This window comes from Pseudomonas sp. EB271-G4-1 (assembly GCF_058791355.1).
Map to the genome: position 1 here is coordinate 46,753 of NZ_JBYTEO010000011.1, position 25,268 is coordinate 72,020.

The following is a 25,268-nucleotide window of genomic DNA, read 5'->3' on the forward strand; positions in this document are numbered from 1 at the left end:
TTCATTGATCGGCGGTCTGCATTCCTGCTCGCGTCGCTCTGCCCAGTGTGCGAGAAAAAAAGCGTCCGGCTTCGGAGATCAGGTTGCGGTGAATATCGACGCGATCGACACCGTCGGCATCGGTGCACAAGGCTGGCGTGACAACGATCTGCTCGTCATTGCACGGAGCCATGAATACGAAGTGCCCGGCCCCGGCCAGCAGCTTGAAATCGGGGGCGACGGGCAGTTTGCGCGCCAGGGCGGCGGCGTTCTTGTCGGGGTACACCAGCTTGTCGCCATCGCCGCTGTAAAGCAGCACCGGAACATGCACATCGGCCAGGGTATGACGACCGAACTTCAGGCTCAGTGGCGCCATCAGCAGCAATGCATGGACGCGCGGGTCGGCTACCGGTTGCAAATCATCGCGGTCGACAATCAGTTCACCCTGGGTATTGCAGGCATCACGGTCGTCCGGGCGCTCCTGGCAGTAGCGGCGCAGACGATCCAGATCCGGAGTCGCGCCCGACAGTATCAATGCCGTCTCGCCGCCTGCCGAATAGCCAATGACGCCAACCTGCTCGGCATTGACATAAGGCGCGAGCATGGGATCGCCCAGGGTCGCGGTGATGGCTTCGGAAATCTGGATCGGCCGTCCGTACAAATTGCTCAAGGTGCCGAGGCGGCTGTGGTCTTTGGAGTTATCGCCGGGATGAATAACAGCCACCACCACAAAACCCTTGCGTGCCAGCGACGTGGCCAGGTCATGCAGGGCCAATGGCGTGCCGGTGTTGCCATGGGACAGCATCAGCATTGGAAACCGGCCCATGGCGACTTTGGTGTCTTCGCCGGCTTCGACGGTGTAGCCCTCAAGCCGGCTGGAGTGTTCCTTCGCGCTCGAAGGGTAGAACGCAATGGCCCGCATCGGTTGCAGATCGAGCGGATCGAGAAAGCTCATTTCATGAAAACCGACGCTCCAGTGAGGATGCGGCGCAGGTGCGGCGTGCACTGAATTCAGGCTGGCGAGCAGACAGATCAGTAAAGCTGCACAAAGACGCACCATGGGATGCCCCACCTTGCTACGGAACGGAGACGTTAAGCCTCGACTGCATGACTCGGGCCACAATTTTGCAAGCGCAATTAGCAATACCGAGAAACAAAAAACTCCGCATCTGCCACTTGCGTGAACAGAATACAGAGTTTTTTGGGGATTGCCTGCAGCGACAGCGGGGTCTTTATCCAAACCTTATGCGGCGGCGAACAGCTGCTCGCTGATTTGTGCCTGGGCATCACTCATCGCTTTGCCGCGCACTTCGTCACCGTAAGCCAGGCCGTGGGCACGGACGAATTCGATGTCGGTAATGCCGATGAAACCAAACAGCACCTTCAAGTAGTCTTCGTGGGCAACACCGGTTGCCTGGCCGGCGTGCAGGCCACCGGAAGTCGAAACGACCACCACTTTCTTGCCACCGCACAGGCCTTCAGGGCCGGCTTCGGTGTAGCGGAATGTCTGGCCGGCGACGGCAATGCGGTCGATCCAGGCCTTCAATTGGGTCGGGATGGTGAAGTTATACATCGGCGCTGCAATCACCACGGCATCCGCGGCGAGGAACTCGGCCAGGGTAGACGCGCTCAGTTCGGCTTCGTGCTGTTGGGCCGCGTTGCGCAGTTCAGCCGTGGTACCCGCTGCAACCAGTGTGGTCGAGGAAAAATGGCTGATGGCGTCGGCTGCCAGATCGCGGTAGGTCACAACGGCGGACGGCTCGGCGGCTTGCCAGGCTTTGACGACTTCGCTGCTCAGCTGACGGGAAGCCGAGTTGTCACCAAGAATGCTCGAATCGATATGCAGCAGTTTCATGTGGGATCTCCAGGTGAGGATCGCCGTCAGGGGCGATCTGATGGAAACAATCCTACAGATCAAACCAATAACTGATTAGACTGCAACAATGCGATAGTTTGTCTCACTGGTAGAACGATCGAGAAAACGCCCATGCAAGACCTCAATGATCTCTATTACTTCGCCAAAGTCGTCGAGGCTGGCGGGTTCGCGGCCGCCGGGCGTTTACTGGGGATTCCCAAGTCGCGCTTGTCCAGGCGCATCGCCGAGCTGGAAGAGCGCCTGGGTGCACGTTTACTGCAACGCACCACAAGGCAACTGAAACTCACTGCCGTAGGCGAACGTTATCTGCGCCACTGCCAGGCGATGCTACTGGAAGCGGAAATGGCTGACGAAGCCGTGGCCAGTATGTCCAGCGAACCCCGTGGCCGCTTGCGGGTCTCTTCCCCGGTCGGCCTGGCTCACGAAATGCTGCCGGGGGTAATCAGCAACTTCCTGGAGAAGTATCCGCAAGTGCAGCTGGAGGTGATGCTGGTCAATCGACGCGTCGACCTGGTGACCGAAGGCGTGGACGTTGCATTACGCGTGCGCGAACCGGGTGATGAAGACCCGCTGTTGGTGACTCGCCGCCTGCGCCAGGCGCAGATGCTGATGGTCGCCAGCCCCGCCTTTCTAGAGGGGCTCGAGATCAATCATCCCGACGACCTGAAAAACCTGCCGGTACTTGGCGCCCTCGAACCCGATCGCCTGGTGCACATTGGCCTGGTCGATCGCCAGGGCAAAAAATACGACCTGGCCCTAGAAGCGCGGCTGGGCATCGACGACTTCATCGTGCGCAAGACCTGCACACTGGCTGGCCAGGGCTTCACGACGCTGCCGATGATGTATTGCGAGCAGGAGCTGGCAAATGGCTCACTGGTACAGTTACTGCCCGAGTGGTCGCTGCCCGGGGGTTGGTTGCAGGCGGTCTACCCTCATCGACGCGGCGTGATGCCGGCCGTGCGCGCCTGGCTTGACCATCTGATCGAAACATTCAATGCCTGTGGAGATCGCTTGATATGAAGGCAGGACGCATGAGCGAGGCCGACGTAGCGGCTTTTTGCCTGGCTTTGCCGGGTGCCCGTGAAGATTACAAATGGGGTGGCGTGCGGGTATTTTCGATTGCCGGCAACAAGATGTTTGCCTTGCAGAACCTGCGCGGCGAGTCACTGGCTTTCAAGGTCGACAAGGACCTGTTTCTGGGGCACTGCGACCGTCCCGGCATTCACCCGGCGCCTTATCTGGCCCGGGCACAATGGATTATCATGACCACGCCCTACCCGCTCGGCGCCGAGGAATTGCAAGGCTTGCTGAAGCGCTCTCATCAACTGGTGGTGAGCAAGTTGCCCAAGCGCACGCAGGTCGGACTGCTGCTCTAGCAGCGCCTCGATCAGAACAGTGAGAACAGCTGCGCCTCGAGGAACAGCTGGTCGATCCAGAACACCTGGTGCAGCAGCACGATGATCCAGAACACCAGTTGAAAGGACACCTTGCGCGTCTTGTGCCGAAACACTTGCTGCGCGAGCAAGGCGCCCGGCCAGCCGCCAGCGAATTCCAGCGCATGCAGGACGTTTTCCGGCGTACGCCAGTGATCAACGCGCGCTTTGCGCTTGTCGCTCCAGTACAGCAGGAACGCCAGCACGCTGACGATACCGTAGGCCGCCAGGGGAATCAGTGAACCCCCTTGCAGCCACCACGACATCGAACCGAACAGCGGCAGCGCGCACACCATCGCAAACACCAGCAGCTTCAGGCGCAGGTGGCGGATGTTTGCCCCGTTGCGCGCGCTGACACCATTCATGGCTTGGCCGCGGTCCAGTCAACCCAACCGAATTGCCAGGTGGCCAGGATGAGCAAGCCGAAAGCAATGCGGTACCAGGCGAACACCGCATAACTGTGGCTGGCGATGAACATGAGCAAGCCTCGCACCGCGATCATCGCGAAAATGAACGCCGTGATGAAGCCAATCGCAAACACCGGGAAATCCGCAGGCACGAACAGGTCGCGGTACTTGTACCCCGAGTACACCGCAGCCCCCACCATGGTCGGCATGGCCAGGAAGAAGGAAAACTCGGTAGCGGTCTTGCGCGACAGGCCGAACAACAAGCCGCCGATGATCGTCGAGCCTGAGCGCGAGGTGCCCGGAATCATCGCCAGGCACTGGGCCAGGCCGACTTTAAGGGCGTCTTTCCAGGTCATGTCATCGACGCTTTCTGCATGTACTTCGTGCTGGCGCTTTTCAGCCCACAACATGACGATGCCGCCCACGACCAATGCCGTGGCTACCGTGATCGGGTTGAACAGGTAGTGGTGAATCAAGTCGGCGAAAATCACCCCCAATACCACCGCCGGAAAGAAGGCAATCAGCAGGTTGGCGGTAAAGCGCCGGGCATTGGGCTGCGTCGGCAGGCCCACTACCACATCGAAAATCTTGCGACGAAACTGCCAGACTACCGCCAGGATGGCGCCGAGCTGGATAATGATGTTGAACGCCATGGCACGCTCACCACCGAAGTTGAGCAAGTCGGCGACAATAATCTGGTGCCCGGTACTGGAAATGGGCAAGAACTCCGTCAGCCCTTCTACAATGCCAAGAATCAAAGCCTGAAAGGCCGTCCAAAGATCCATCAATCCCCCAAAAGGCAATGCGTCGACGCATGCCCCGTTAATTTATTCAAAGCCGTTTACTGTAAATCAGCGTCGTTGAGTCCCGCGCGCACAAGCCTACGCAAAAATCTCCAGAGTTTCGTGAAAAATCAGTTTGATTTCAGGTTTTTGCGTGCGGGACGAAATCCTAGCAGACAAGTACGCCTAATGCTGTCGTGTTGCAGGCTCCGATAGAGACGCTGCATCAAGCCTCCTCGCGGTAATCCGGTTACAATTCGCCCCCTCTTCGATTTTCCAGGGAAACTTATGTCCGGGCTTGAACTGTTTGCCGCTACCCTCGGCGTCATCGCCGTCTGGTTGACGGTCAAGCAGAACCCTTGGTGCTGGCCGATCGGCCTGGTCATGGTGCTGATCTACAGCTGGATCTTTTTTGAGGTGAAGCTGTATTCGGACATGTTGCTGCAAGTGATATATGCCGCGCTGCAGATTTATGGCTGGTGGCAATGGACGCGCGCAGGCCAGGCGCATCTTGGACGCGAGGTCAGCCGGCTGGATGGGCAGGCGGTGGCTTCGGGGCTGGCCCTGGGCGCGCTCGGCAGCCTGTTGCTGGGCGCCGCCATGGCGCACTGGACCGATGCCGCACAACCCTGGCTAGATGCCGCCCTCACGGCTTTCAGCCTGGTGGCGCAATGGTGGATGGCGCAAAAACGCCTGCAATGCTGGCCGTTGTGGATCGTCCTGGACTGCGTCTTCGTCGGCTTGTTCCTCTATAAGGGGATGTACCTGACGGCTGCCCTGTATGGGTTGTTCGCCCTGTTGGCTATTCAAGGCTGGCGGACATGGCGCAGCGACCCGGTGCTATGCCCATGAAGGTGCTGGTGCTGGCAGGACCGGAATCGAGTGGCAAAAGCTGGCTTTCGAGCGAGATTTACGCCAATTTCGGCGGCATATTGGTCGGCGAATATGTTCGGTATTTCATCGAGAATGAAGCCCGGCTAACCTGCTACGAAGACATTACGCCCATAGCACTTGGCCAGCTTACTTGGGAAGATCAGGCACGGGCGAAACAGCCGCCACTGTTGATTCTCGATACGCACCTGTTAAGCAATGTACTTTGGAGTCGAACGTTGTTCGGCGCTTGCCCGTCATGGATCGAACGGGCTTTGCAGAAACGCCATTACGACCTTCACCTGCTGCTGAGCCCTGATACCGTGGCCTGGCATGACGACGGACAGCGTTGCCAGCCGCAACTGGAAGAACGCCAGGCATTTTTCCAGGCCAGCCGCCAGTGGTTTGAGCTGCATCGCCAGCCTTACGAGGTACTGCAAGGTGACTGGCAACAACGCAAGGACATGGCGTTCGAGGCTGTGACACGCTTGCTACGCACCTGACAGGGCGGCCCCGCCCTGCCAGAAAATGTCCATTGCTGAAACACCTCATCTCGCGCAAATCATCGAGCTAGAGCGGTTCGAGCATTCTTTCAAGAAAATGTTAAGCCGCTGATACAACGCTCCCTAAACGCCCTTAGCAAGCAATGCCGCCAGCATGGACGGCACTTTCGCGCGGCTTTGTCTCAGTGACGTTACAAAGTGTTTTTCACCACCTCAACAGTTAAAGCCAAGCCACTGTTATTAAAGACAAATCAAAAACCGGCACACCTTCTGCTCTCTTCCCCTGCAACGCTGATAAGGGCCAGCGTTCCACTTACAGAAGGAATTGCCGCCGTGGGGAAACTCCAGAACGAAATTCATAGTCTCCTGCTGATCGGATGCGCACTGAGCTCAATGGCTTGTCTGTCTGTACAAGCGGACAACGGCATTATCATCATCAAGCGTGATGTCCAGGTGCGCAACGCGACGAGTGCGCCGCTCGTTCCCGACCCTAACCCCACGACCGTCAACGCCAACCCGTCCAAACAGGTCCTCGCTCAAACCAATGAGTTGAGTGACGGTGACTTTGCCGGCGTTGCCAGTGGTGCAGGCATCTCCCGCCTAGTGACGCAAAACACCAACAACCTGGGCGGCAACATCAGCAACCAGACCCAGCTTTCCAACCTCCCCGCCGGGCGCTCGGGCAATTCCGGCAGCGGCATTGCCAACATGGTCAACTCCAACGTCCAACAGGGCCTGGGCGCCCTGAAAATCATAACGGGAGACCGTTAAGATGAATCGTACGCTGCTGATGTTCGCCATGTTTTGCAGTGCATCGACCTTCGCCCAATCCCCCGTCCCCGTCATCAATAACGCCGACATCGACGGTTCGGGCGCGCAGTATCAAGGCAACTTCGCGGTCAACCAGGCGGCCGGCGACCTGCAGCAACAGGCTAATGCCCGGGCCATCGCCGCGGGTCATAACGCCAGCGCGACCACAGAGATTCGCCAACGGTTACGCACCATTGTCGACCCCAACATGGATGCCCGATCCAGCATTCAAGGCGACTCCTTCAGCCATGGTAATGGCGCGTTGGGCGTCAACCAGAGCGCGGGCGCCAGCAACCAGCAAGCCAATGCGCTGCGGATCAGCACCAGCGCACAGCCGCAAAGTATCGATGACAGCGTCCTCATGCAACAGAACGTGACGCTGCTCTACAACTCCGATCCAACTGACTCCGCACCAGGCTATCGCCAGGTCACTACAAGTGACCAGGCTTTCACCGGTAGCCGTGGGCTCATTCAGTTGAATCAGAGCGCCGGGGTGGGAAACCGAATGGCCAACACCCTCAGCGTACGGGTCGTGGACTGACCCAAACAGGTAATAACAACACTTAACCTAAAATAAGTACGGAGAATCACCATGAAACCTTCGATGGCATTAAAGCCTCTGGTTTTCGCAATTGCTGCGGTCATGGCTGTTGCTGTACAAGCTGGGCAAAACGATCGGCGTGGTAACCATCATCACAACGGAGGCCACCACACCCCTCCTGCAAAAATGATCCCTATCAGTGCGACTGCCAATGCTCACGACAGACAGAGCAGCACCAACAATCGCATCTGGAATGAAGGGGTAGAAAACTCGGCCGAGATGAGCAGTTCGGCCCAAGGCGCAAGTGGCAACGTCGGCGTCAACGTGGCGGCAGGTAACGGCAACCAGCAAGACAACGCCGCCGCCATCGCCAACGCAGCCTCCGACAACGCCGCGATCGACAACAGCTTCGTGTTCGGCACGGCCACTGCCTCCGCCGACGTGCGGCAAACCAGCAACCGTAACGTCGTCCACAACTTCGGCGTAACCAACTCTGCCGTGATGAGTGGATCCGCCGATGGCAGCAGCGGTAACGTGGGTGTCAACATTGCTGGCGGCGACCTGAACCAGCAGAAAAACACCATGGCAATTGCCAACACCAATGCCCCACTGGGTAGCGCAAGAGCCACCGCCTCCGCCAACCAGGACGGTCCTGGCTTGATCGTGAATAACACCGCTGACCGGACCTATCGCGTGGATACCATTACGGTTACCAAAACCGCAAGCGGTAGTGCCTCTCGCGAGAAATCCTTCGAGGCTAGCGGCAGTCAAAGCGCTTCGTCGAGCTGGGCCGCTGCCGGTTCCAAAAACTCTAGCTCCAGCGGTTCCTTCAGCCTGGATGCAAGCGGTTCCAAAAGCAGCAATGCAAGCGGATCCAACAGCAGCAGCGCAAGCGGTTCCTTCAGCCTGGATGCAAGCGGTTCCAACAGCAGCGCTGCAAGTGGTTCCAATAGCAGCAGTGCAAGCGGTTCATCGAGTGCTTCTTTGAATGCTTCCCTGGACGCTTCCCTGGACGCTGCGGCGGCGTCTTCCCACTCCACTACCGTCAACAATGGCTGGGGCGATCGCACCCGCAGCAGAGAGTCCGATGCATCGCTTACCGCTTCGCTTAGCGCTTCGCTTGACGTGTCGGTAGACAAATCATACGACAAATCGCGCGAATCCTCGTTCGACAGGTCTCGCGAATCCTCGTTCGACAAGTCTCTCGATGTCTCGTACGACAAATCCCGTGAATCCTCGTACGACAAATCGCGCGATTCCTCGTTCGAAAAATCGTTCGACACTTCGTTCGAGAAAGCCAACGCGTCGTCGTATGACAAATCGGGCAGCAAGTCGTCCGAATCCGAGTACGCAAAAGCGAAAAGCTGGAGCGAAAGCAGCTCTTATGATTTGAGCAACACCTACTCTTATCAAGTGCTGACTCCAACCGGCTGGGCCAACCCTGTAACCAACACTGCAACCCTGAGCGGTTCGGTGAACGGCGGCAGCGGCAACCTGGGCGTCAACGTGGCTGCTGGTGTGGGCAACCAACAAAGCAACTCGTTGGCCATCTCCAACCAATCGTTCTAATGCTGTCAGTCGAGGCCCCCTTCCGGGGGCCTTTTCAACCCAACCAGAAGGCGTCCCCACCATGCGTATTATCGCCTTGGCAATCTTGCTTTGCGTGTCCTGTGTGATCGAGGCTGCACAACTGCCGCTGTCTGTCCTGCCAGGCGGTGCGGTGGTGTACAAACCGATCCAGAGCATTCGCGAGCGCAAATTTGCCGACCTGGTGCAGCAGAAAACCGATTTCAGTTGCGGCGCCGCTGCGCTTGCGACCATCTTGCGCCAGGCCTACTGGCTTGACGTAGACGAAGAACAGATCATCGAAGGCATGCTGTCACATTCCGATCAGGATCTGGTCCGCGTCCAGGGTTTCTCCATGCTCGACATGAAGCGCTACGTGGAAAGTCTCGGGATGCGGGCGCGTGGCTATCGTGTATCACCTGAATCTTTGAAGGAGATCAGGATTCCGGTGGTGGTACTCATGGACATCCGTGGCTACAAACACTTTGTGGTCATGCAAAGAGTCCATAACGACTGGGTCTATATCGGCGATCCGGTACTCGGGCATAAACGCTACAAAGTCGATGACTTTATCAAAGGCTGGAACGGCATCATCTTTGCCGTCATCGGCCAAGGCTACGACAAAAATAATGCATTGCTCGACCCGCCCCTGCCACTGACTGCCAAGAACCGCGTCAATACCTTCAGCCCGGTGCAGGACGCGGAGTTGATGGATTTCGGCTTCATACAAAGCGACTTCTTCTAATAACAAGCGAGCATGATGCTCGGGGAGTATCCAATGAAGACTCCAATCTGGCTGGCCGTCGTTTGCCTGGCCGCCAGCCTGCCGATCCATGCAGAAATATTGAAACCCATTGAGTTGAACGACCAGGAACTGGCAAGCCTGCGCGGGCGTTATGTCTTGCCGGGACGGATCATCAGTTTCGGGATTGCCATGACCAGCACCTGGCAAAACGCCAACGGGGAAGTGATCGGGGCAACGTCCTCGATGCAAATTCAACAGTCGACCATCAAGCCACAATTCTATGTGTCGTTGATCGACGAAAAAGGCACTGGTTCAGCGCGTACCCAAAGCACCGGCACCGGCACGGTCACCGGCGGTGGCGGCCTCAACAGCACCGAAGGCGTCACTCAAGTCGTGCGGGCTGCCGGCGACAACAACAGTGCCTACAACAACGTCGATATCAACGTTACCAAGGCCAACCAGGCGCCAGCCACGCAACAGCAGGGCCAGGCACTTGCCGCGGGTTCGACCTTGGTCGGTTCCAATGGCGCGGGCACGCTGAGCGTTTCCTCGAGCGGTTCTGGGGTGCAACTTAACATCATGGCCAACAACAACCAGGGCAGTACCATGCAACGCCTGGCCCAGGGCGGGTTGATGCAGAACACGACGTTGCTCGGCAATAGCAACCAGGTCAGGAACCTCACATCGTTGAATGTCGTGCTGCGCGACAACATGGCGACAGCCGGCTCGTTGAACGGCAACCTGGACCAGCTCAAAGGTCTTCGCACTCAAGGATTCTGATCTACGCTCAGTCTCATCATCTGTAGTCAGAAGGGACGGCTAACCCATGCACCGATCGTTAACGTTCAGAGTTATCGTTTGTCTGAGTAGCCTGGCACCGGCCCCATTGCTATACGCAGCACCGGACCCCCAGGTAGAAGCACTAAAACAAGAACTCATGGAGTTGAAACAGCGTTACGAAGCACAACAGAACGCGCTGATGGTCCTCGAACAGCGCGTTCGACAAGTCGAAGAAGCTCCTGCGACATCTGCGCCCAAACGCCTGACCAAGTCCCCCGCGGAATCGCCCAATAGTGGCCAGAAGGTGGCTACCGGCGCGCCCGGAACCACGGGCAGCTCCTACGGGCAGTCGCTCAAGGATGACTCGGAACCGGCACAAAGCGTATCCAACCTGTACGACGAAGCCAGCGGGTTCTTCGGCGGCGGCAAGTTCAGCGTCGAAACCGGCCTGACCTACACGCACTACGATACCCGTGCGCTGACGCTCAATGGCTTCCTGGCACTGGACTCGATTTTCCTCGGCAACATCAACCTGGACCGCATCAAGGCCGACAACTGGACACTGGACCTGACCGCCCGCTACAACGTAGCGCAACGCTGGCAGTTCGACATTAACGTCCCCGTGATCTATCGCGAGTCTACGTACTCCTCCGGTGGCGCCGGCGGCGCCGCCAACGGGGTTTCAGACGAAACCGTTACCCGCGACCCGGCCATCGGCGATGTGAACGTTGGCGTGGCCTACAAATTCCTCGACGAGTCGGCCAACCTGCCCGACGCGGTGGCGACACTGCGCATCAAGGCGCCAACCGGGGAAGACCCTTACGGTATCAAGCTGATCGAGGTCCCGGGCAACGATAACCTCGCGGTACCCGAAGACTTGCCGACCGGCAATGGTGTCTGGTCGATCACCCCGGGGATCTCGCTGGTCAAGACCTTCGACCCGGCCGTGCTGTTCGGCAGCTTGGCCTACACCTACAACATGGAGGACTCTTTCAGCGACATCAGCCCTCAGGTCAATTCCAAGGTGCCCGGGGACGTGAAACTGGGCGATTCCTGGCAGATCGGCGCCGGCATTGCCTTCGCCTTGAACGAGAAGATGAGTATGTCGTTCTCCTTCACCGATCAGTTCGCACGCAAGAGCAAGATCAAGCCGGACGGCGGCGATTGGCAATCGATCTCCAACAGCGACTACAACTCGGCCAACTTCAACATCGGCATGACCTTGGCCGCCACCGACAACCTTACGATCGTTCCCAACCTGGCCATCGGCCTGACCGACGACTCGCCGGACTTTTCCTTCAGCCTGAAATTCCCGTACTACTTCTGACCCACGACAAAGCCCCGTTGCGACTTCAATCGCAACGGGGCTTTTTCTTTCTGTAAGAGCGAGCATGCTCGCGATGGTCCTCAACGATTACGCGGGAAGCCTGGCACCCCGTGGTGTCCTGTGGTCCATCGCGAGCGGGCTCGCTCCTACAGTATCGGGTTCAGCGAATTTGATGCTTGTGCAACAACCGGTAGAAGGTCGGCCTGGATATCCCCAGCACCTTGGCGGCAATGCTCAGGTTGTCGCTGTGGCGGTTTAGTACATCACACAAGGCCTGGCGCTCTGCCCGGTGTTTGTAGTCTTCCAGCGTGCCCATCGGCGCGGCAACGGTGTGATGGCTGATCAGCCCGAGGTCACGCGCTTCGATCTGCCGGCCCTCGGCCAGCACCAACCCGCGCCGAACCCGGTTGGCCAGCTCGCGCACATTGCCCGGCCAGTCATGTTTGCCCATGGCTATCAGTGCGTCTTCGCTGAAGCTGCGGGGACGGCGGCCAGTTTCATGGCTGTAGAAATGGGAAAAATGGTTGGCCAGCATCGACAGGTCGCCATTGCGCTCACGCAGGGGCGCGGTCGCGACTTGCAACACGTTCAAACGATAATACAAGTCTTCGCGAAAGCCTTTTTTTTCAATCGCCGCTTCAAGATCGACATGGGTTGCCGCCAGTACCCGCACATCCACCGGAATCGGCTGACTGCCGCCCACCCGCTCGATGTGTTTTTCCTGGAGGAACCGCAACAGGCTCGCCTGCAGTTCCAGGGGCAGATCACCGATCTCGTCGAGAAACAGCGTGCCGCCGTTGGCCGCTTCGATCCGCCCGACCTTACGTTGATGGGCACCCGTAAAGGCGCCCTTCTCGTGGCCAAACAGCTCGGACTGGATCAGGTGCTCGGGAATAGCCCCGCAATTGATAGCGACAAAGGGCTTGCTGTGGCGCAGGGATTGTCGATGCAGCGTACGCGCCACCAATTCTTTACCAGTACCGCTTTCGCCACGAATCAACACCGGCGATTCGGTGGGCGCCAGCTTGCTCAGTAACTTGCGCAATTCGCGTATGGGCTTGCTGTCGCCCAGCAGTTCGTGCTCAGGCTGATCGATATGAACCGTGCCCTGTCCGCGCAGCCGCGCCATGCCAAAGGCCCGACCCAATGTGACCTGGACCCTGGAGACATCGAACGGCAAGGTATGAAAATCGAAAAACCACTCGCAGACAAAGTCCCCGACATTCTGTAGCCGCAGGACATCCTGATTGAGTACGGCGATCCACTCGGTACCGCTTCGGCTGATCACCTCTTTGACGGTATCCGGATGCTCAAGGTGAAAGGGCTGTAATCGTAACAAGCCCACGTCACAACTTCGATCGGCGGCGTTGTCCAGCGAACAGCTATCAACGTCCCATCCCACGGAGCGTAATCCCGGCAGCAAACGATGGCAGTCGTCGCAGGGATCCACCACTAATAAACGACGTAACGCAGGCGCTTCGTTCATGTGATTTCCTTGACGCCAAATTTTAGGATTTTTTATTAAAAACAGTCATTTGGCGGACCTGGCTGTAACGTTAGCAAGAATTTGACGGGCGCTTGTACCGTTTGACTATAGGGCTTCTAGATAAAGAGTTATAAGAAGCGGGATTTTCCAGCCATCTGACGAAAGTTTTCTTTCATTACGCTTTCAACGCGAGGCTGTATCCTTGGGATGCGAAAGAAAGTTGAAATTTCTTTTGCTTGAGTGTGACCTGAACCCCGGTTGCGGGCATCAGTACAAGTAACCAGCCGAACGGTAAGCCCAACCGACGGCAATTGACTTGACTGGGCCTATAGAGAGACGACCTATGAACGCCCCACTCCGTGTCAACGAAGCTCTTTTGATTGCCGACCGCGCATTTAAACCGTTCAAATGCGTGGCCTGGGCCCCACAAGACGGTAATGGCGAACTGACCCTCACCGTGATCGACCGCACCAATAACAATATTGGACGCAAGCAGATCCCGAGCAGCGCCTATACCGATCCAGCGCAGCTTGAGTGCTTGCTGCAACAGGCCCGCGCCGAGCTGAGCGAAGAAGGCTACACGTTGCAATCATGGTCGATGCCGCAATAACTGTATGGCGGATTACGCCAGGTAATCCGCATTCCTGGCTGGAATTATTTGGCTGTTTTTTCACGCCAAGCGCACTCAAGACGCTTTCTTACTTGAACTTCGACGCACCCTTAATTCTTTGCTGGCTTGCCATTGGTTCGAAAAGACACTGTTGTGGCACACAACGACCCTCCGTCTGTTAGTTCTGACAGTTGTGCATTTAATCATTCAGGGATTGAATATTCTTTAGAAAGTCGCCACCGCCCAACTTCTGGATAAGGACGACTCGCAAGGAGATGCGTGCATGTCAATCCAGTCTGTTTTGGCTTTCCCGGCAATTGTCCGTGATGCTGGAAAGCTAGACACTACCTTCGCTGCCAAAGGCACCGCCCAGGTGTATTTCTTCGGCAGCACTTCAAGCTTGGCCAACGACATCGCAATTGATTCACAGGGCCGGCTATTGGTGGCGGCTAAGGTTACCCTGCCTGGTGGCAGCCGCTTTGGCCTGGCACGTTTGCTCAGGGACGGTTCAGCGGACCTGGCTTTTGGCAAACAAGGCAGTGTCATCGGGCAATTCGAACCGGGTTTCGAGGCCATGGCGGGCAAGGTAAAGGTGCTGCCCAATGGGCACATCTTGATCGTCGGCCTGCAATACGAAAGCGAACACTGCACACTCCCCGCGCTGGCGCTGTTTGACTCGCTGGGTCAACCGGTCAAGCGTTTTGGCGACAATGGCCGTCGCGTCGTGCGGCTGCCAGGCAACTTCTCCCAGGGCATGCGCGACGTCTGGCTACCCCCGGGCGTACCAGGCGCCGAGGCCTGCGGCGTCGACGTGCAGGACGACGGTCGCATACTGTTGGTGACCAATCATCACTTCGAACTCGCCGATCATGCCGCCATGTTGATACGGCTGACCGCAGAGGGCGCGCTGGACAACAGCTTCAATGGCCGCGGCTTTGTGATGGTCAGGCACCTGCTGATGAATACCTGGCTCAGCAGTGTGACGGTGCAAGGCGACGGCCGCATCCTGGTGGGTGGCTCGATCAATTTCCCGGAAGAAGGCCTGGTGGCCCGCTATCATGCCGATGGCAGCCTGGACAGCAGTTTTGCCCTGGATGGCTTCATGAGTTTCCTGGCATGCGGACACAGTGCCCAGGTCAGCCAAATCGTCCAGCAGGCCAACGGCGACGTGCAATGTTTTGGCAGCAGCCGCGACCCCATGCGCTGCATGGCCATGAAAATGCATGCCAATGGACGCCCGGATCATCATTGCAATGGCGGCCAGGCGCAATTACTGGAAATCGGTCGCAGCGGTTGCCAATGGACTGCCGCGCAAATGCAGCCGGACGGCAGCGTGTTGACCGCGGGCGCCACCATTGGCGGCGTCGAGGCCGACTTTGTATTGGGCCGATACCTGCCGGGCGGGCAGCTCGATGGCGACTTTGGCGACGGCAGCGGATTTGTACGCACCCGACTGGGCCGCAGCCTTGACACGGCCACTTCAATCGCGGTGCAGAATGATGGCAACATCCTCGTCGGCGGCTATTCGCTGGACGGTACGTATCGGGCGATCGTCGCACGCTACTTGGGCTAACTCGATAGACTTTTCCTACGCTTGATCTTCTGTTCGGCTTACGGCAAGTTGCGCGCTTCTTAACTCAAGGAGTAGCCGATGTCCGGCTCGATGGCCCAGGCGTTCGCGCACAATTTTCTCGGCAACTCACCGCGCTGGTACAAGGCCTGCATTGTCGGTTTCCTGCTCCTCAACGCCGTGACGTTATGGACCGCAGGCCCGGTGGTGGCTGGCTGGTTGCTGGTGCTGGAGTTCATTTTTACGCTGGCCATGGCCCTCAAATGTTATCCGTTGATGCCCGGCGGCCTACTGTTGGTCGAAGCGCTGTTGTTGAAAATGACCACGCCCCAGGCACTCTATGACGAGTTGCTGCACAACTTCCCGGTGATCCTGCTGCTGATGTTCATGGTCGCCGGTATCTACTTCATGAAAGACCTGCTGCTGTTCCTGTTCTCGCGCCTGCTGCTAGGGGTACGCAGCAAGGCCCTGCTGGCGCTGATGTTCTGCTTTCTGTCGGCGTTCCTGTCGGCGTTTCTCGATGCCCTGACCGTAACCGCGGTAATCATCAGTGCCGCCGTCGGGTTTTACTCGGTGTACCACCGCGTCGCCTCGGGCAGCGATCCGCGCCAGGACAGCGAGTACAGCGATGACCAGCACCTGCCCACCCTGCATCACGCCGACCTCGAGCAATTCCGCGCGTTTTTGCGCAGCCTGCTGATGCACGGCGCCGTGGGCACTGCGCTCGGTGGTGTGTGCACGCTGGTGGGCGAACCGCAGAACCTGCTGATTGGCCATGAAATGGGCTGGCACTTCGCCGAATTTTTCCTGCAGGTCGCGCCGGTGTCCTTGCCTGTGCTGGTCGCAGGCCTGATCACCTGTGTCCTGCTGGAAAAGCTGCGCTGGTTTGGCTATGGCACGTTGCTGCCGGACAACGTTCGTACCGTGCTGGCCAACTACGCTGCCCAGGATAATGCCGAGCGCACTTCCCGCCAGCGTGCTGCGTTGCTCGTGCAAGGTGCGGCGGCCTTGATCCTGATTGCCGGGCTGGCCTTTCATGTGGCGGAAGTGGGCCTGATCGGGTTGATGGTGATCGTGCTGATCACCGCATTCACCGGCATCACCGACGAGCACCGCCTGGGTAACGCATTCAAGGACGCCATGCCCTTCACCGCATTGCTGGTGGTGTTTTTCGCCGTGGTGGCGGTAATCCACGATCAACAGTTGTTCACGCCATTGATTCATTGGGTGCTGGCCCTGCCCGCCAACCAACAACCGGGCATGCTGTACATCGCCAACGGCTTGCTCTCGGCCATCAGCGACAATGTGTTCGTGGCCACCATCTACATCACCGAGGTAAAACAGGCCTTCCTCTCCGGGCACATGAGCCGCGAACATTTCGAGACGCTGGCGATTGCAATCAACACGGGCACCAACCTTCCCAGCGTGGCGACGCCCAATGGCCAGGCGGCATTCCTGTTCCTGCTGACCTCGGCGATTGCACCGCTGATTCGCCTGTCGTATGGACGGATGGTGTGGATGGCGTTGCCGTATACCGTGGTGATGGGGATTCTGGGTTGGTACGCCGTGAGTTTCTGGTTGTAACACCTAACAAATGTGGGAGCGGGCTTGCTCGCGAAGGGGCCGTGCCAGGCAACATTATTGTTGAATGACACACCGCCTTCGCGAGCAAGCCCGCTCCCACATTTGGATTGTGTGGCTATCGAGGGAGGATGTAGCGCTCGATGGCCTGGGCCGCCCCGTCCTCGGTGTTGGCCCCCGTTACCACATCGGCCTGACGTTTGACTTCGTCCTCCGCCTGGCCCATGGCGATCGACAACCCGGCCACATGAAACATCGCCGGGTCATTGCCGCCATCGCCCATGGCCGCTGTCTGCTCCAGCGGCACACCGAGAAACTCGGCCAGCGTCGCCAACGCCTGCCCCTTGTTAGCCTGCATCGCAGTCACGTCCAGATACACCTGCTGTGAACGCGAGACTTGGGCCTGGCCTTCAACTTTCGCCAGCAACCGGGCCTCCAGCTCAACCAGCAACTGCGTGTTGCTGCTGGCGGCGACGATCTTGTCGATGCGGGCCAGGTACGGTTCGTAGCTTTCGACCACCACTGGCGGATATCCCAGCCCGTGCTGTTCGCGCGGCACCAAGGGGCCGGTCGCGTCTTTCACCAGCCAGTCACCGCAACTGAACACCCAGACTTCGATCTCCGGTTGATCGGCGAACAGCGCCAGGGTCATCAATGCCGCCGCGGTCGGTAAATAATGCGCGACGAGCAAACTGCCGTCGGGATGAACGACGGTGCCGCCGTTGAAGGCTGCCGTGGGCAGGTCAACGCCCAAGGCCTCGATCGTTTGCAGCATGGCCCTGGGTGGACGCCCCGTGGCCAGGCTGAACGACACTCCGGCTTCACGCAACGAACGGACCGCGTCGATGGTGCGTTGGCTGAGGCTGTGATCGGGCAACAATAACGTGCCGTCCATGTCACTGAGCAGCAAGCGGATGGGTTGTTGCGACTCGTCACTCATCCGAGGCCGTGCCAGACGCGACCATCGCGAGCCAGCAGTTCTTCGGCGGCTTGCGGTCCGTTTTCGCCTGCAGCGTAGCCCTGCACGCTGGCATCCTGCTGCCAGGCGTCCAGGAAAGGCTGCACCGCACGCCAGCCGTTCTCGATGTTGTCGGCACGCTGGAACAGGGTCTGATCTCCGGTGAGGCAATCGTAGATCAAGGTTTCGTAGCCGGTGGACGGCTGCATTTCGAAGAAATCCTTGTAGGCAAACCCCAGTTCGATGTTGTCCATCTTCAGGGTCTGGCCGGGGCGCTTGGCCAGCAGGTCGAACCACATGCCTTCGTTGGGTTGAATCTGGATGCGCAGGTAGGTGGGTGCCAGCTCATCGACTTCGGTATCGCGGAATTGCGCATAAGGCGCAGGTTTGAAGCAGATGACGATTTCGGTGTCGCGCACGCTCATGCGCTTGCCGGTACGCAGGTAGAAAGGCACGCCAACCCAGCGCCAGTTATCGATCATGACTTTGAGGGCGACATAGGTTTCGATGTTGCTGTCGGGCGCTACCTTGTCTTCCTGGCGATAACCGCGCAGTCGCTGACCATCGACTTCGCCAGCGGTGTACTGGCCACGCACCGAATTGGCCCGGGCCTCCTCCACCGACCAGGGACGAATCGCGCCGACCACCTTGGCTTTCTCACCGCGAACCGCATCGGCGCCGAACGCGGCCGGTGGCTCCATGGCCACCATCGCCAACAACTGGAACAGGTGATTAGGCACCATGTCCCGCAGGGCGCCAGTGTTTTCGTAGAAACTGCCACGGGTTTCGACGCCGACGGTTTCGGCGGCGGTGATTTGCACGTGGTCGATGTAATGGTTGTTCCAGAACGCTTCGAACAGGCTGTTGGAGAACCGGCTGACCAGGATGTTCTGCACGGTCTCCTTGCCCAGGTAATGATCGATACGGTAGATCTGCTTTTCCGTCATGACCTTGAGCAGGCAGGCGTTCAGGGCCTCGGCGGTCTGCAGGTCGGAACCGAAAGGCTTTTCGATCACCACCCTGCGAAACACCTCGGGGCTTTCCTGCAGCAAGCCGGACGCGCCGAGACGGCGCACCACTTCACTGAAAAAGCGTGGCGCGGTGGCCAGGTAGAACACCGCGTTGCCAGTGCCGCTGGCGGCGATTTTTGCCGCCAGCGCTTGATAAGTGCCATCGTCCAGGAAATCGCCCTGGACGTAGCTGATGCCTTTGGCGAGGTTGGCCCACACAACCGGGTCAAGGGACTGATCGCCCTTGCCGATTTTGCCGGCCACCTCATTGCGAATGAAGTCCTCGAGCTTTTGCGCGAAGCCTTCATCGCTGATGGCGTTATGGTCAACGCCGACGATCCGCAAGCCATCCCCGAGTAAACCGTCGCGCTTGAGGTTGTACAGCGCCGGCATCAGCAGGCGCTTGACCAGATCACCGTGGGCGCCGAACAGGAACAGCGTGGTGGGTGGCGCGGGTTCAGTCTTGGATTTCCTGCGGATCCCATGGGTCATTTTTTCGCGGTCTCCACGTGGCCGCCGAAGCCGAAGCGCTGGGCCGAGAGAATCTTGTCGCCAAAAGTGCCCTGGCCACGGGAACGGTAACGGGCGAACAACGAGTTCGACAGCACCGGTACAGGTACGGCCTGCTCCATGGCGGCCTCGATGGTCCATTGGCCTTCACCGCTGTCAGCCACGGAACCCGAGAAGCCGTCGAGTTTCGGATCGCTGGCCAGCGCGTCGGCCGTCAAGTCCAGCAGCCAGGACGACACGACGCTGCCCCGACGCCAGACTTCGGCGATGTCGGCGACGTTCAGGTCAAAACGCTGGTCTTCCGGCAGCTTGGTGCTGGACTTGGTCTTGAGGATGTCGAAACCTTCGGCGAAGGCCTGCATCATGCCGTATTCGATGCCGTTGTGGATCATCTTGACGAAATGCCCGGCACCGGCGGGACCGGCGTGGATGTAACCGCGCTCGGCGCGATCGTCATCGGATTTGCGGTCCTTGGTGCGCGGGATATCGCCCATGCCTGGCGCGAGGCTGTCGAACAGCGGGTCAAGACGCTTAACGGTCTCGGTATCGCCGCCGATCATCATGCAATAGCCGCGCTCCAGGCCCCAGACACCGCCGGAGGTGCCGACGTCGATATAGTGCAGGCCTTTTTCCGAAAGGGTCTTGGCCCGGCGGATGTCGTCCTTATAGAAGGTGTTGCCACCGTCGATGATGGTATCGCCGGCTTCGAGCAAGGTGCTCAGGGTGTCGATGGTGTCTTCGGTCGGTGCGCCTGCCGGCAACATGACCCACACCGCTCGTGGTTTGGCCAGGCCAGCGACCAGGGCCGGCAAATCGGCGACGCCGGTGGCGCCTTCGCTGCTCAAGGTATCGACGAAGGCGGTATTGCGGTCGTACACAACGGTGGTATGTCCGTTGAGCATCAGGCGCCGCGCAATATTGCCGCCCATGCGGCCCAGTCCAATAATCCCGAGTTGCATGTGCTGATGCTCCCTACTACAAATAAAAGTGTGTCAAAGGTTATAGCCCAACGCGACTCATGAGGTTAGTCCAGAGCGTTGGCATGAAGTTTCCGGGCATTGTGCCCGATCCTGATGGATAACGTCGGGAATCGTGCCGAAGACACAACGACCATGAAAAATAAAAAAGTTCCCTTCAGGGGCAAAAGAAATCAAAATTGGCGCCGATAGTAGATGAGCCACCGATTTCGGCGGCCAACCTACAGTTGAGACACGCCATTTGCGAGGTGAGCAATGGGCACAGTACACACCGCACTGCCAGCACAAACCCTTTACGTCACTATCCGTCGCGATGAATTGCGTCAGTTGAAAGACGAGCGTGACCAGTTGAAACAGGAGCTGGCGCAATTGCGCTTGCTGATTCAGGGCCAACAGCCCTTGCCATTGCCCCAGCGGGCACCGCACGCCTGATCTCCTCGCCTTTGTCGGAAGTAGTACTGCACTGCTTCCGGCGCGCCGTATCCCCTTTTGCCTGCGATCACTCACGAAATTTTCACATTCGCCTGTTGATACTCCGGCGCATTGTGCGCCGCCTGGACTGTGCGCGGCCGCCGTTTTCGGCGCTTGCGTGGCCTGGCGGTACGAGTGACTACTGGCTGGAGCGTTGAATGACTTGGTTTAAACGCAGCGATTCGTCTGCGGAAGGTTTCGATTGGGCAGGGTTCCTCTGGCTGTTCCTGTTCTTCTGGTATTTTTCCGGCATCACCCAGCTGTTGATCCAGCTGACCGGCACCTCCGGTTTCACCGGGTTTCGCCAGGCGTTCGTGATGAGTGCCATCTGGTTGGCGCCGATGCTGTTGTTCCCGAGGCAAACCCGAGTGATGGCCGCGGTCATCGGCGTGGTGCTGTGGGCGTGCTCGATGGCCAGCCTCGGTTACTTCTTCATTTATCAGCAGGAATTCTCCCAAAGCGTCATCTTCATCATGTTCGAGTCGAACGTGTCCGAAGCTGGCGAATACATGACCCAGTATTTTGCCTGGTGGATGGTTCCGGCCTTCCTCGCGCACACTGCGGTCGGCTATTTCCTGTGGACACGCCTGCGCCCGGTGTACCTGCCTCGCGCCAAGGCCCTGGCGGTGGCCACCGCCATACTGGTCGGCGTGGTCGGTTTTCCGCTGGTCAAACAAACCCTGCGTACCGGCAGCTTCGCCGAGGGCTTCGAGAAATTCGAAACACGCATCGAGCCGGCTGTGCCGTGGCAGATGGCCGTGGCCTATCACCGCTACCTCGATACCCTGGCCAACATGCAGCAGATGCTGCACAGCGCGAGCAAGGCCGCACCACTGCACAACTTCAAGGATTCGACGGCCAACCAGCCCGCCACCCTCGTGTTGGTGATCGGCGAATCCACCAACCGACAGCGCATGAGCCTGTACGGCTATCCTCGGCAAACCACCCCGGAACTGGACAAGCTCAAGGACCAACTGGCGGTCTTCGATAACGTCATCACGCCGCGCCCCTACACCATCGAGGCATTGCAACAGGTTCTGACTTTCGCCGACGAAGAAAACCCTGAGCTGTACCTGTCCACGCCTTCATTGGTCGCCATGATGAAACAGGCTGGCTACAAGACGTTCTGGATCACCAACCAGCAGACCATGACCAAGCGCAACACCATGCTCACGACCTTTTCCGAGCAGGCCGACGAACAGGTGTACCTGAACAACAATCGCAACCAGAATGCCGCCCAGTACGATGGCGATGTGATCGAGCCGTTCAACAAGGCCCTGGCCGACGCGGCACCGCGCAAGCTGATCGTGGTGCATTTGCTTGGCACGCACATGAGCTATCAGTACCGCTACCCTGCGACCTTCGACAAGTTCAAGGATCGCAACGGTGTTCCGGCCGGCGTAAGGGACGATCAACTGCCCACCTATAACAGCTACGACAACGCCGTGCTGTACAACGACTTCGTGGTGTCGAGCCTGATCAAGGACTTCGCCAAGTCTGATCCGAATGGCTTCCTGTTCTACCTCTCCGACCACGGCGAAGACGTGTTCGACTCCCCTGGCCATGGCACCCTCGGGCGCAACGAGAGCAAGCCGACGGCGCCGATGTATACCATCCCGTTCATGGCCTGGGCCTCGCCAAAGTGGCGCGAAACCCACGACTGGAACTTTGCCGGCGACCTGGGGCGCCCGTACAGCAGTTCGCACCTGATCCATACCTGGGCAGACCTGGCGGGGTTGAGTTTCGATGAACTCGATCGCAGCAAGAGCGTGGTCAGCGACAGCTTCAAGGCGCGCCCATTGCTGATCGGCAACCCTTATGAGCGGCAACAGCGGCCCTTGATCGATTTCAGCCTGATCAAGCCAAAAGCTGCGCCAGTCTTGCCTGAAGTCGTGCAAAAGTAGTCCTTTCAACACCATTCAAACCTGTGGGAGCGAGCCTGCTCGCGATGACGTCGGCACAGTCAACATTGATGTTGATTGATCCATCGCCATCGCGAGCAGGCTCGCTCCCACAGTTGTTTCGTGTTGTAGGAAGCAACGTCATAATAATAATTATTCTCGTTTACCCCTAAATCCCTCCCCCCTCCTTCGTCTTTGCATAAACGGAATTTTCCCTCGACGACAAGGAGTCGGCCGCGATGTTCGCGCCTATCACCCGTTCCATGACTTTTACCCTTGGCCTGTGCGGCGCCGCACTGAGCCCGGATCTACTGGCTGAATCCGAGACCGAGCCCGCCCCGCTGGCGTCCACCCTCATGCTCGGTGCCACCAACGTCACCGCCCAGAACCTGGGCAGCACTACTGAAAACACCGAGTCGTACACCACCGGTGCCATGAGCACGGCCACCCGCCTGAACCTGTCGATCAAGGACACGCCGCAATCGGTTTCCGTGGTCACGCGCCAGCAAATGGACGATTTCAAACTCGGTAGCCTGTCCGAAGCCATGAGCCAGACCACAGGCGTGGTGGTCCAGCACAACGACTCGGACCGTGTCAGCTATTCCTCGCGTGGCTACACGATCAACAATTTCCAGGTCGATGGCATGCTGAATACCTTCAGCTACATGAAGTCCGATTCCGACACCATCATCTACGACCGCATCGAAGTGGTACGCGGTGCAACGGGCTTGACCACCGGCGCAGGCGACCCTTCGGCCACCATCAACATGGTGCGCAAGCGACCGACTTCGCAGTGGGAGGCCAAGACCGGCGTCAGTGGCGGCAGCTATGACGACTACTACAGCTACCTGGACGTCGGCGGTCCGCTGGCTTTCGACGGGCGACTGCGCGGTCGTGGAGTGGTGGCCTATCGCGACAGCGATTCGTACCGGGACAAATACCAGCAGCAACGGGAAGTCGGCTACGGGGTGCTCGAGGCCGACCTGACCGACGACACCCTGCTGGCGGTGGGTTACGACTATCAGGACAAGCACGTGCAAGGTACGTCCTGGGGCACGGTGCCGTACTGGAACGCTGACGGCAGCAAGGCCAACCTTGGGCGCTCGACCAACATGGCCACGTCCTGGAGTTCCTGGCCGCTCAAGGACAAGACTGCGTTCGCCAACCTCGATCACCAGCTCGGTGGCGGGTGGCAACTCAAGGCCGCCTACACCCACCGTGAAAGTGACACCGACGGCAAGATCTACTATGCCGGTGGCGGCTTTCCCGAGGCGGACCGCAGCGGCATGGTCGCCAACGTCAGTCACATGATCGGCACGCAAAAAATGAAAGCCTATGACTTCAACGTGTCCGGCCCCTACACACTGCTGGGACGCTACCACGAAATGATGGTCGGCTATGGCGAGGCCGAACGCAGCGAAGAAAGTCCTTTCACGCAAGACGGCCCACGGGCCGCGGATTACGAAAACGTCCCCGACTGGAAGTACATGGGCAACATCGGCAAGTTTCCCGACACCGTCACCGGCCTTTCCGGGGCTAAAGACAACACTCGGCAAAAGGCCGGCTACCTGGCCACGCGCCTGAGCCTCACCGATGAACTGCACGCGGTACTCGGCAGCCGCTACGGCAGCTGGAAGGCCTCAAGCACCACCAACGCCTATGACGCCAACCTGCAACTGACCAGCGTCGACCACAGCAGCCAACAGCACAATGATATGTGGACGCCGTACGCCGGGTTGCTCTACGACCTCACCCCGCAGTACACCGCATACGTCAGCTACACCGATATTTTCAAACCACAGTCCAACCGCGACAGCAATCGCAAGTACCTTGAACCTGTGGTCGGCAGTAACTATGAACTGGGTCTCAAGGGCAGCCTGCTCGAAGAGCGATTGAACCTCGCCACCGCGTTGTTCTGGAGCAAGCAGGACAACGTCGCGGAACTTGACGATTCCGTTCCGCCGGACCCGGTCACCGGCGAAGAGTTCTTCAAGTCCGGCGGCAAGGGCAACAAAGTCCAGGGTTTTGAAGCCGAGGCGTCAGGCGAAGTCATGCAGGGCTGGAACATGACCGCCGGTTACACCTACACCCACTCGGTCAACGGTGAAAAGGAACGTAACAACACCAACCAACCGTTGAACATGCTGCGCTTCTCCACGGCTTATCACTTGCCCGGCGAGTGGCAGCCGTTGACCGTGGGTGCTGCAGTGAACTGGCAGAGCGACGTGTATCGCAACGCCAGTCGCCCGGTCGGGCGCGGCGCCGATGGCAGCCTGGTCACCGCGCGCACGGACATCCGCCAGCAGGCCTACACCGTGGTCAACCTGATGTCGCGCTACGCATTCGAGCGGCACCTGTCAGCCTCGTTGAACGTCAACAACCTGTTCGACAAGAAGTACTACGATAACGTCGGGTTCTATAACGGTGTGTATTGGGGCGATCCGCGCACGGTGACCCTGAGCCTGGACTGGACACTCTAGAGGCGATGTTAATTCCCATTTAACGGAATCGGCGGATAATGAGCGTTCGACTTTGATTCATTGACTCATGGACGAAAGGCATCCGACATCTGTAA

General features: G+C 58.6%; 24 protein-coding genes. 16 read left to right on the top strand and 8 right to left on the bottom strand.

The genetic code is table 11. The features are described from left to right. Position 1: 1 nt before the first annotated feature. Positions 2-1,039, bottom strand: a complete 1,038-nt coding sequence (locus AC3WWR_RS07950; protein WP_020797140.1) for an alpha/beta hydrolase family protein — start codon at positions 1,037-1,039, stop codon at positions 2-4. A 183-nt stretch (positions 1,040-1,222) separates the two neighbouring features. Beyond that, positions 1,223-1,834 (bottom strand): FMN-dependent NADH-azoreductase, encoded by a 612-nt coding sequence (locus AC3WWR_RS07955; RefSeq protein WP_020797141.1) that lies wholly within the window; start codon positions 1,832-1,834, stop codon positions 1,223-1,225. Positions 1,835-1,966: 132 nt separating this feature from the next. Between AC3WWR_RS07955 and AC3WWR_RS07960 the strand changes: the two genes are divergently transcribed. Together AC3WWR_RS07960 and AC3WWR_RS07965 are read left to right on the top strand one after the other, a co-directional pair. Continuing rightward, positions 1,967-2,875, top strand: a complete 909-nt coding sequence (locus AC3WWR_RS07960; protein ID WP_083349166.1) for a LysR substrate-binding domain-containing protein — start codon at positions 1,967-1,969, stop codon at positions 2,873-2,875. Continuing rightward, positions 2,872-3,231, top strand: a complete 360-nt coding sequence (locus AC3WWR_RS07965; protein WP_083349167.1) for an MmcQ/YjbR family DNA-binding protein — start codon at positions 2,872-2,874, stop codon at positions 3,229-3,231. The genes AC3WWR_RS07960 and AC3WWR_RS07965 overlap by 4 nt, the downstream gene beginning before the upstream one ends. Positions 3,232-3,242: 11 nt before the next feature. On the opposite strand, the gene AC3WWR_RS07970 is transcribed toward AC3WWR_RS07965, so the two are convergent. Further along, complete coding sequence (locus AC3WWR_RS07970) at positions 3,243-3,653, bottom strand: DUF1294 domain-containing protein (RefSeq protein WP_020797144.1); 411 nt, start codon at positions 3,651-3,653, stop codon at positions 3,243-3,245. Beyond that, entirely contained in the window at positions 3,650-4,480 is an 831-nt protein-coding gene (locus AC3WWR_RS07975; protein ID WP_033043490.1) for an undecaprenyl-diphosphate phosphatase, read from the bottom strand. The genes AC3WWR_RS07970 and AC3WWR_RS07975 overlap by 4 nt, the downstream gene beginning before the upstream one ends. A gap of 285 nt (positions 4,481-4,765) precedes the next feature. Here AC3WWR_RS07975 and pnuC point away from each other — a divergent pair, with 285 nt between their 5' ends. From pnuC to fapF, 8 genes are all read left to right on the top strand, one after another. Continuing rightward, the gene (pnuC, locus tag AC3WWR_RS07980) at positions 4,766-5,329 is read left to right on the top strand and encodes a nicotinamide riboside transporter PnuC (RefSeq protein WP_020797146.1); all 564 of its coding nucleotides are present in this window, start codon (positions 4,766-4,768) and stop codon (positions 5,327-5,329) included. Beyond that, positions 5,326-5,850: an AAA family ATPase gene (locus tag AC3WWR_RS07985; RefSeq protein ID WP_454866399.1), complete on the top strand. Its 525-nt coding sequence runs from the start codon at positions 5,326-5,328 to the stop codon at positions 5,848-5,850. Before pnuC ends, AC3WWR_RS07985 begins: the two co-directional genes overlap by 4 nt. 333 nt (positions 5,851-6,183) lie before the next feature. Further along, complete coding sequence (gene fapA / locus AC3WWR_RS07990; RefSeq protein ID WP_492598636.1) at positions 6,184-6,621, top strand: functional amyloid chaperone FapA; 438 nt, start codon at positions 6,184-6,186, stop codon at positions 6,619-6,621. 1 nt (position 6,622) lies between these two features. Next, positions 6,623-7,201 carry a fibril amyloid subunit FapB gene (gene fapB / locus AC3WWR_RS07995; RefSeq protein WP_168758216.1) on the top strand — a complete coding sequence of 193 codons (579 nt, stop codon included), beginning with the start codon at positions 6,623-6,625 and terminating at the stop codon, positions 7,199-7,201. A gap of 51 nt (positions 7,202-7,252) precedes the next feature. Then, positions 7,253-8,770 carry an amyloid-like fimbrin subunit FapC gene (gene fapC / locus AC3WWR_RS08000; RefSeq protein WP_020797150.1) on the top strand — a complete coding sequence of 506 codons (1,518 nt, stop codon included), beginning with the start codon at positions 7,253-7,255 and terminating at the stop codon, positions 8,768-8,770. Between the two features lie 61 nt (positions 8,771-8,831). Then, a complete protein-coding gene (gene fapD, locus AC3WWR_RS08005; RefSeq protein WP_454866011.1) occupies positions 8,832-9,512 on the top strand; it encodes a fibril amyloid maturation endopeptidase FapD in 681 nt (226 codons plus the stop codon). 33 nt (positions 9,513-9,545) lie between these two features. Then, positions 9,546-10,292, top strand: a complete 747-nt coding sequence (fapE, locus tag AC3WWR_RS08010; protein ID WP_020797152.1) for a fibril amyloid subunit FapE — start codon at positions 9,546-9,548, stop codon at positions 10,290-10,292. 46 nt (positions 10,293-10,338) lie between these two features. Continuing rightward, positions 10,339-11,619: a fibril amyloid transporter FapF gene (gene fapF / locus AC3WWR_RS08015; RefSeq protein WP_432668192.1), complete on the top strand. Its 1,281-nt coding sequence runs from the start codon at positions 10,339-10,341 to the stop codon at positions 11,617-11,619. Positions 11,620-11,779: 160 nt separating this feature from the next. Here fapF and AC3WWR_RS08020 read toward each other — a convergent pair whose 3' ends face one another. Then, positions 11,780-13,105, bottom strand: coding sequence for a sigma-54 dependent transcriptional regulator (locus tag AC3WWR_RS08020; protein ID WP_020797154.1), 1,326 nt, complete (start codon positions 13,103-13,105; stop codon positions 11,780-11,782). A gap of 343 nt (positions 13,106-13,448) precedes the next feature. On the opposite strand from AC3WWR_RS08020, the gene AC3WWR_RS08025 reads away from it, so the two are divergent. From AC3WWR_RS08025 to nhaB, 3 genes are all read left to right on the top strand, one after another. Next, positions 13,449-13,715 (top strand): hypothetical protein, encoded by a 267-nt coding sequence (locus AC3WWR_RS08025; RefSeq protein WP_033041741.1) that lies wholly within the window; start codon positions 13,449-13,451, stop codon positions 13,713-13,715. Between the two features lie 283 nt (positions 13,716-13,998). Then, positions 13,999-15,288 (top strand): hypothetical protein, encoded by a 1,290-nt coding sequence (locus tag AC3WWR_RS08030; protein WP_492598627.1) that lies wholly within the window; start codon positions 13,999-14,001, stop codon positions 15,286-15,288. 78 nt (positions 15,289-15,366) lie between these two features. Then, complete coding sequence (nhaB, locus tag AC3WWR_RS08035; protein ID WP_168758220.1) at positions 15,367-16,869, top strand: sodium/proton antiporter NhaB; 1,503 nt, start codon at positions 15,367-15,369, stop codon at positions 16,867-16,869. A gap of 115 nt (positions 16,870-16,984) precedes the next feature. On the opposite strand, the gene AC3WWR_RS08040 is transcribed toward nhaB, so the two are convergent. Genes AC3WWR_RS08040 through gnd form a run of 3 tightly spaced genes read right to left on the bottom strand, consistent with a single transcriptional unit; the run spans position 16,985 to position 20,303 of the window. Then, entirely contained in the window at positions 16,985-17,806 is an 822-nt protein-coding gene (locus tag AC3WWR_RS08040) for an HAD family hydrolase (RefSeq protein WP_492598628.1), read from the bottom strand. Next, positions 17,803-19,326: a glucose-6-phosphate dehydrogenase gene (zwf, locus tag AC3WWR_RS08045; RefSeq protein WP_492598629.1), complete on the bottom strand. Its 1,524-nt coding sequence runs from the start codon at positions 19,324-19,326 to the stop codon at positions 17,803-17,805. Before zwf ends, AC3WWR_RS08040 begins: the two co-directional genes overlap by 4 nt. Then, positions 19,323-20,303 carry a phosphogluconate dehydrogenase (NAD(+)-dependent, decarboxylating) gene (gene gnd, locus AC3WWR_RS08050; protein ID WP_033044628.1) on the bottom strand — a complete coding sequence of 327 codons (981 nt, stop codon included), beginning with the start codon at positions 20,301-20,303 and terminating at the stop codon, positions 19,323-19,325. Before gnd ends, zwf begins: the two co-directional genes overlap by 4 nt. A 273-nt stretch (positions 20,304-20,576) precedes the next feature. Here gnd and AC3WWR_RS08055 point away from each other — a divergent pair, with 273 nt between their 5' ends. The 3 genes from AC3WWR_RS08055 to AC3WWR_RS08065 all read left to right on the top strand — a co-directional run bounded on the left by AC3WWR_RS08055 (position 20,577) and on the right by AC3WWR_RS08065 (position 25,173). After that, complete coding sequence (locus tag AC3WWR_RS08055) at positions 20,577-20,753, top strand: DUF6026 family protein (protein WP_020797161.1); 177 nt, start codon at positions 20,577-20,579, stop codon at positions 20,751-20,753. A 197-nt stretch (positions 20,754-20,950) separates the two neighbouring features. Then, positions 20,951-22,696: a phosphoethanolamine transferase CptA gene (locus AC3WWR_RS08060; RefSeq protein WP_492598630.1), complete on the top strand. Its 1,746-nt coding sequence runs from the start codon at positions 20,951-20,953 to the stop codon at positions 22,694-22,696. A gap of 236 nt (positions 22,697-22,932) precedes the next feature. After that, entirely contained in the window at positions 22,933-25,173 is a 2,241-nt protein-coding gene (locus tag AC3WWR_RS08065; RefSeq protein WP_020797164.1) for a TonB-dependent siderophore receptor, read from the top strand. Positions 25,174-25,268 lie beyond the last annotated feature (95 nt).

Excerpts from the sequence above, each read along its gene's own strand:
- AC3WWR_RS07950 (WP_020797140.1), bottom strand. The coding sequence starts at position 1,039 with ATGGTGCGTCTTTGTGCAGCTTTACTGATCTGTCTGCTCGCCAGCCTG.
- AC3WWR_RS07955 (WP_020797141.1), bottom strand. The coding sequence starts at position 1,834 with ATGAAACTGCTGCATATCGATTCGAGCATTCTTGGTGACAACTCGGCT.
- AC3WWR_RS07960 (WP_083349166.1), top strand. The coding sequence starts at position 1,967 with ATGCAAGACCTCAATGATCTCTATTACTTCGCCAAAGTCGTCGAGGCT.
- AC3WWR_RS07965 (WP_083349167.1), top strand. The coding sequence starts at position 2,872 with ATGAAGGCAGGACGCATGAGCGAGGCCGACGTAGCGGCTTTTTGCCTG.
- AC3WWR_RS07970 (WP_020797144.1), bottom strand. The coding sequence starts at position 3,653 with ATGAATGGTGTCAGCGCGCGCAACGGGGCAAACATCCGCCACCTGCGC.
- AC3WWR_RS07975 (WP_033043490.1), bottom strand. The coding sequence starts at position 4,480 with ATGGATCTTTGGACGGCCTTTCAGGCTTTGATTCTTGGCATTGTAGAA.
- pnuC (WP_020797146.1), top strand. The coding sequence starts at position 4,766 with ATGTCCGGGCTTGAACTGTTTGCCGCTACCCTCGGCGTCATCGCCGTC.
- AC3WWR_RS07985 (WP_454866399.1), top strand. The coding sequence starts at position 5,326 with ATGAAGGTGCTGGTGCTGGCAGGACCGGAATCGAGTGGCAAAAGCTGG.
- fapB (WP_168758216.1), top strand. The coding sequence starts at position 6,623 with ATGAATCGTACGCTGCTGATGTTCGCCATGTTTTGCAGTGCATCGACC.
- fapC (WP_020797150.1), top strand. The coding sequence starts at position 7,253 with ATGAAACCTTCGATGGCATTAAAGCCTCTGGTTTTCGCAATTGCTGCG.
- fapD (WP_454866011.1), top strand. The coding sequence starts at position 8,832 with ATGCGTATTATCGCCTTGGCAATCTTGCTTTGCGTGTCCTGTGTGATC.
- fapE (WP_020797152.1), top strand. The coding sequence starts at position 9,546 with ATGAAGACTCCAATCTGGCTGGCCGTCGTTTGCCTGGCCGCCAGCCTG.
- fapF (WP_432668192.1), top strand. The coding sequence starts at position 10,339 with ATGCACCGATCGTTAACGTTCAGAGTTATCGTTTGTCTGAGTAGCCTG.
- AC3WWR_RS08020 (WP_020797154.1), bottom strand. The coding sequence starts at position 13,105 with ATGAACGAAGCGCCTGCGTTACGTCGTTTATTAGTGGTGGATCCCTGC.
- AC3WWR_RS08025 (WP_033041741.1), top strand. The coding sequence starts at position 13,449 with ATGAACGCCCCACTCCGTGTCAACGAAGCTCTTTTGATTGCCGACCGC.
- AC3WWR_RS08030 (WP_492598627.1), top strand. The coding sequence starts at position 13,999 with ATGTCAATCCAGTCTGTTTTGGCTTTCCCGGCAATTGTCCGTGATGCT.
- nhaB (WP_168758220.1), top strand. The coding sequence starts at position 15,367 with ATGTCCGGCTCGATGGCCCAGGCGTTCGCGCACAATTTTCTCGGCAAC.
- AC3WWR_RS08040 (WP_492598628.1), bottom strand. The coding sequence starts at position 17,806 with ATGAGTGACGAGTCGCAACAACCCATCCGCTTGCTGCTCAGTGACATG.
- zwf (WP_492598629.1), bottom strand. The coding sequence starts at position 19,326 with ATGACCCATGGGATCCGCAGGAAATCCAAGACTGAACCCGCGCCACCC.
- gnd (WP_033044628.1), bottom strand. The coding sequence starts at position 20,303 with ATGCAACTCGGGATTATTGGACTGGGCCGCATGGGCGGCAATATTGCG.
- AC3WWR_RS08055 (WP_020797161.1), top strand. The coding sequence starts at position 20,577 with ATGGGCACAGTACACACCGCACTGCCAGCACAAACCCTTTACGTCACT.
- AC3WWR_RS08060 (WP_492598630.1), top strand. The coding sequence starts at position 20,951 with ATGACTTGGTTTAAACGCAGCGATTCGTCTGCGGAAGGTTTCGATTGG.
- AC3WWR_RS08065 (WP_020797164.1), top strand. The coding sequence starts at position 22,933 with ATGTTCGCGCCTATCACCCGTTCCATGACTTTTACCCTTGGCCTGTGC.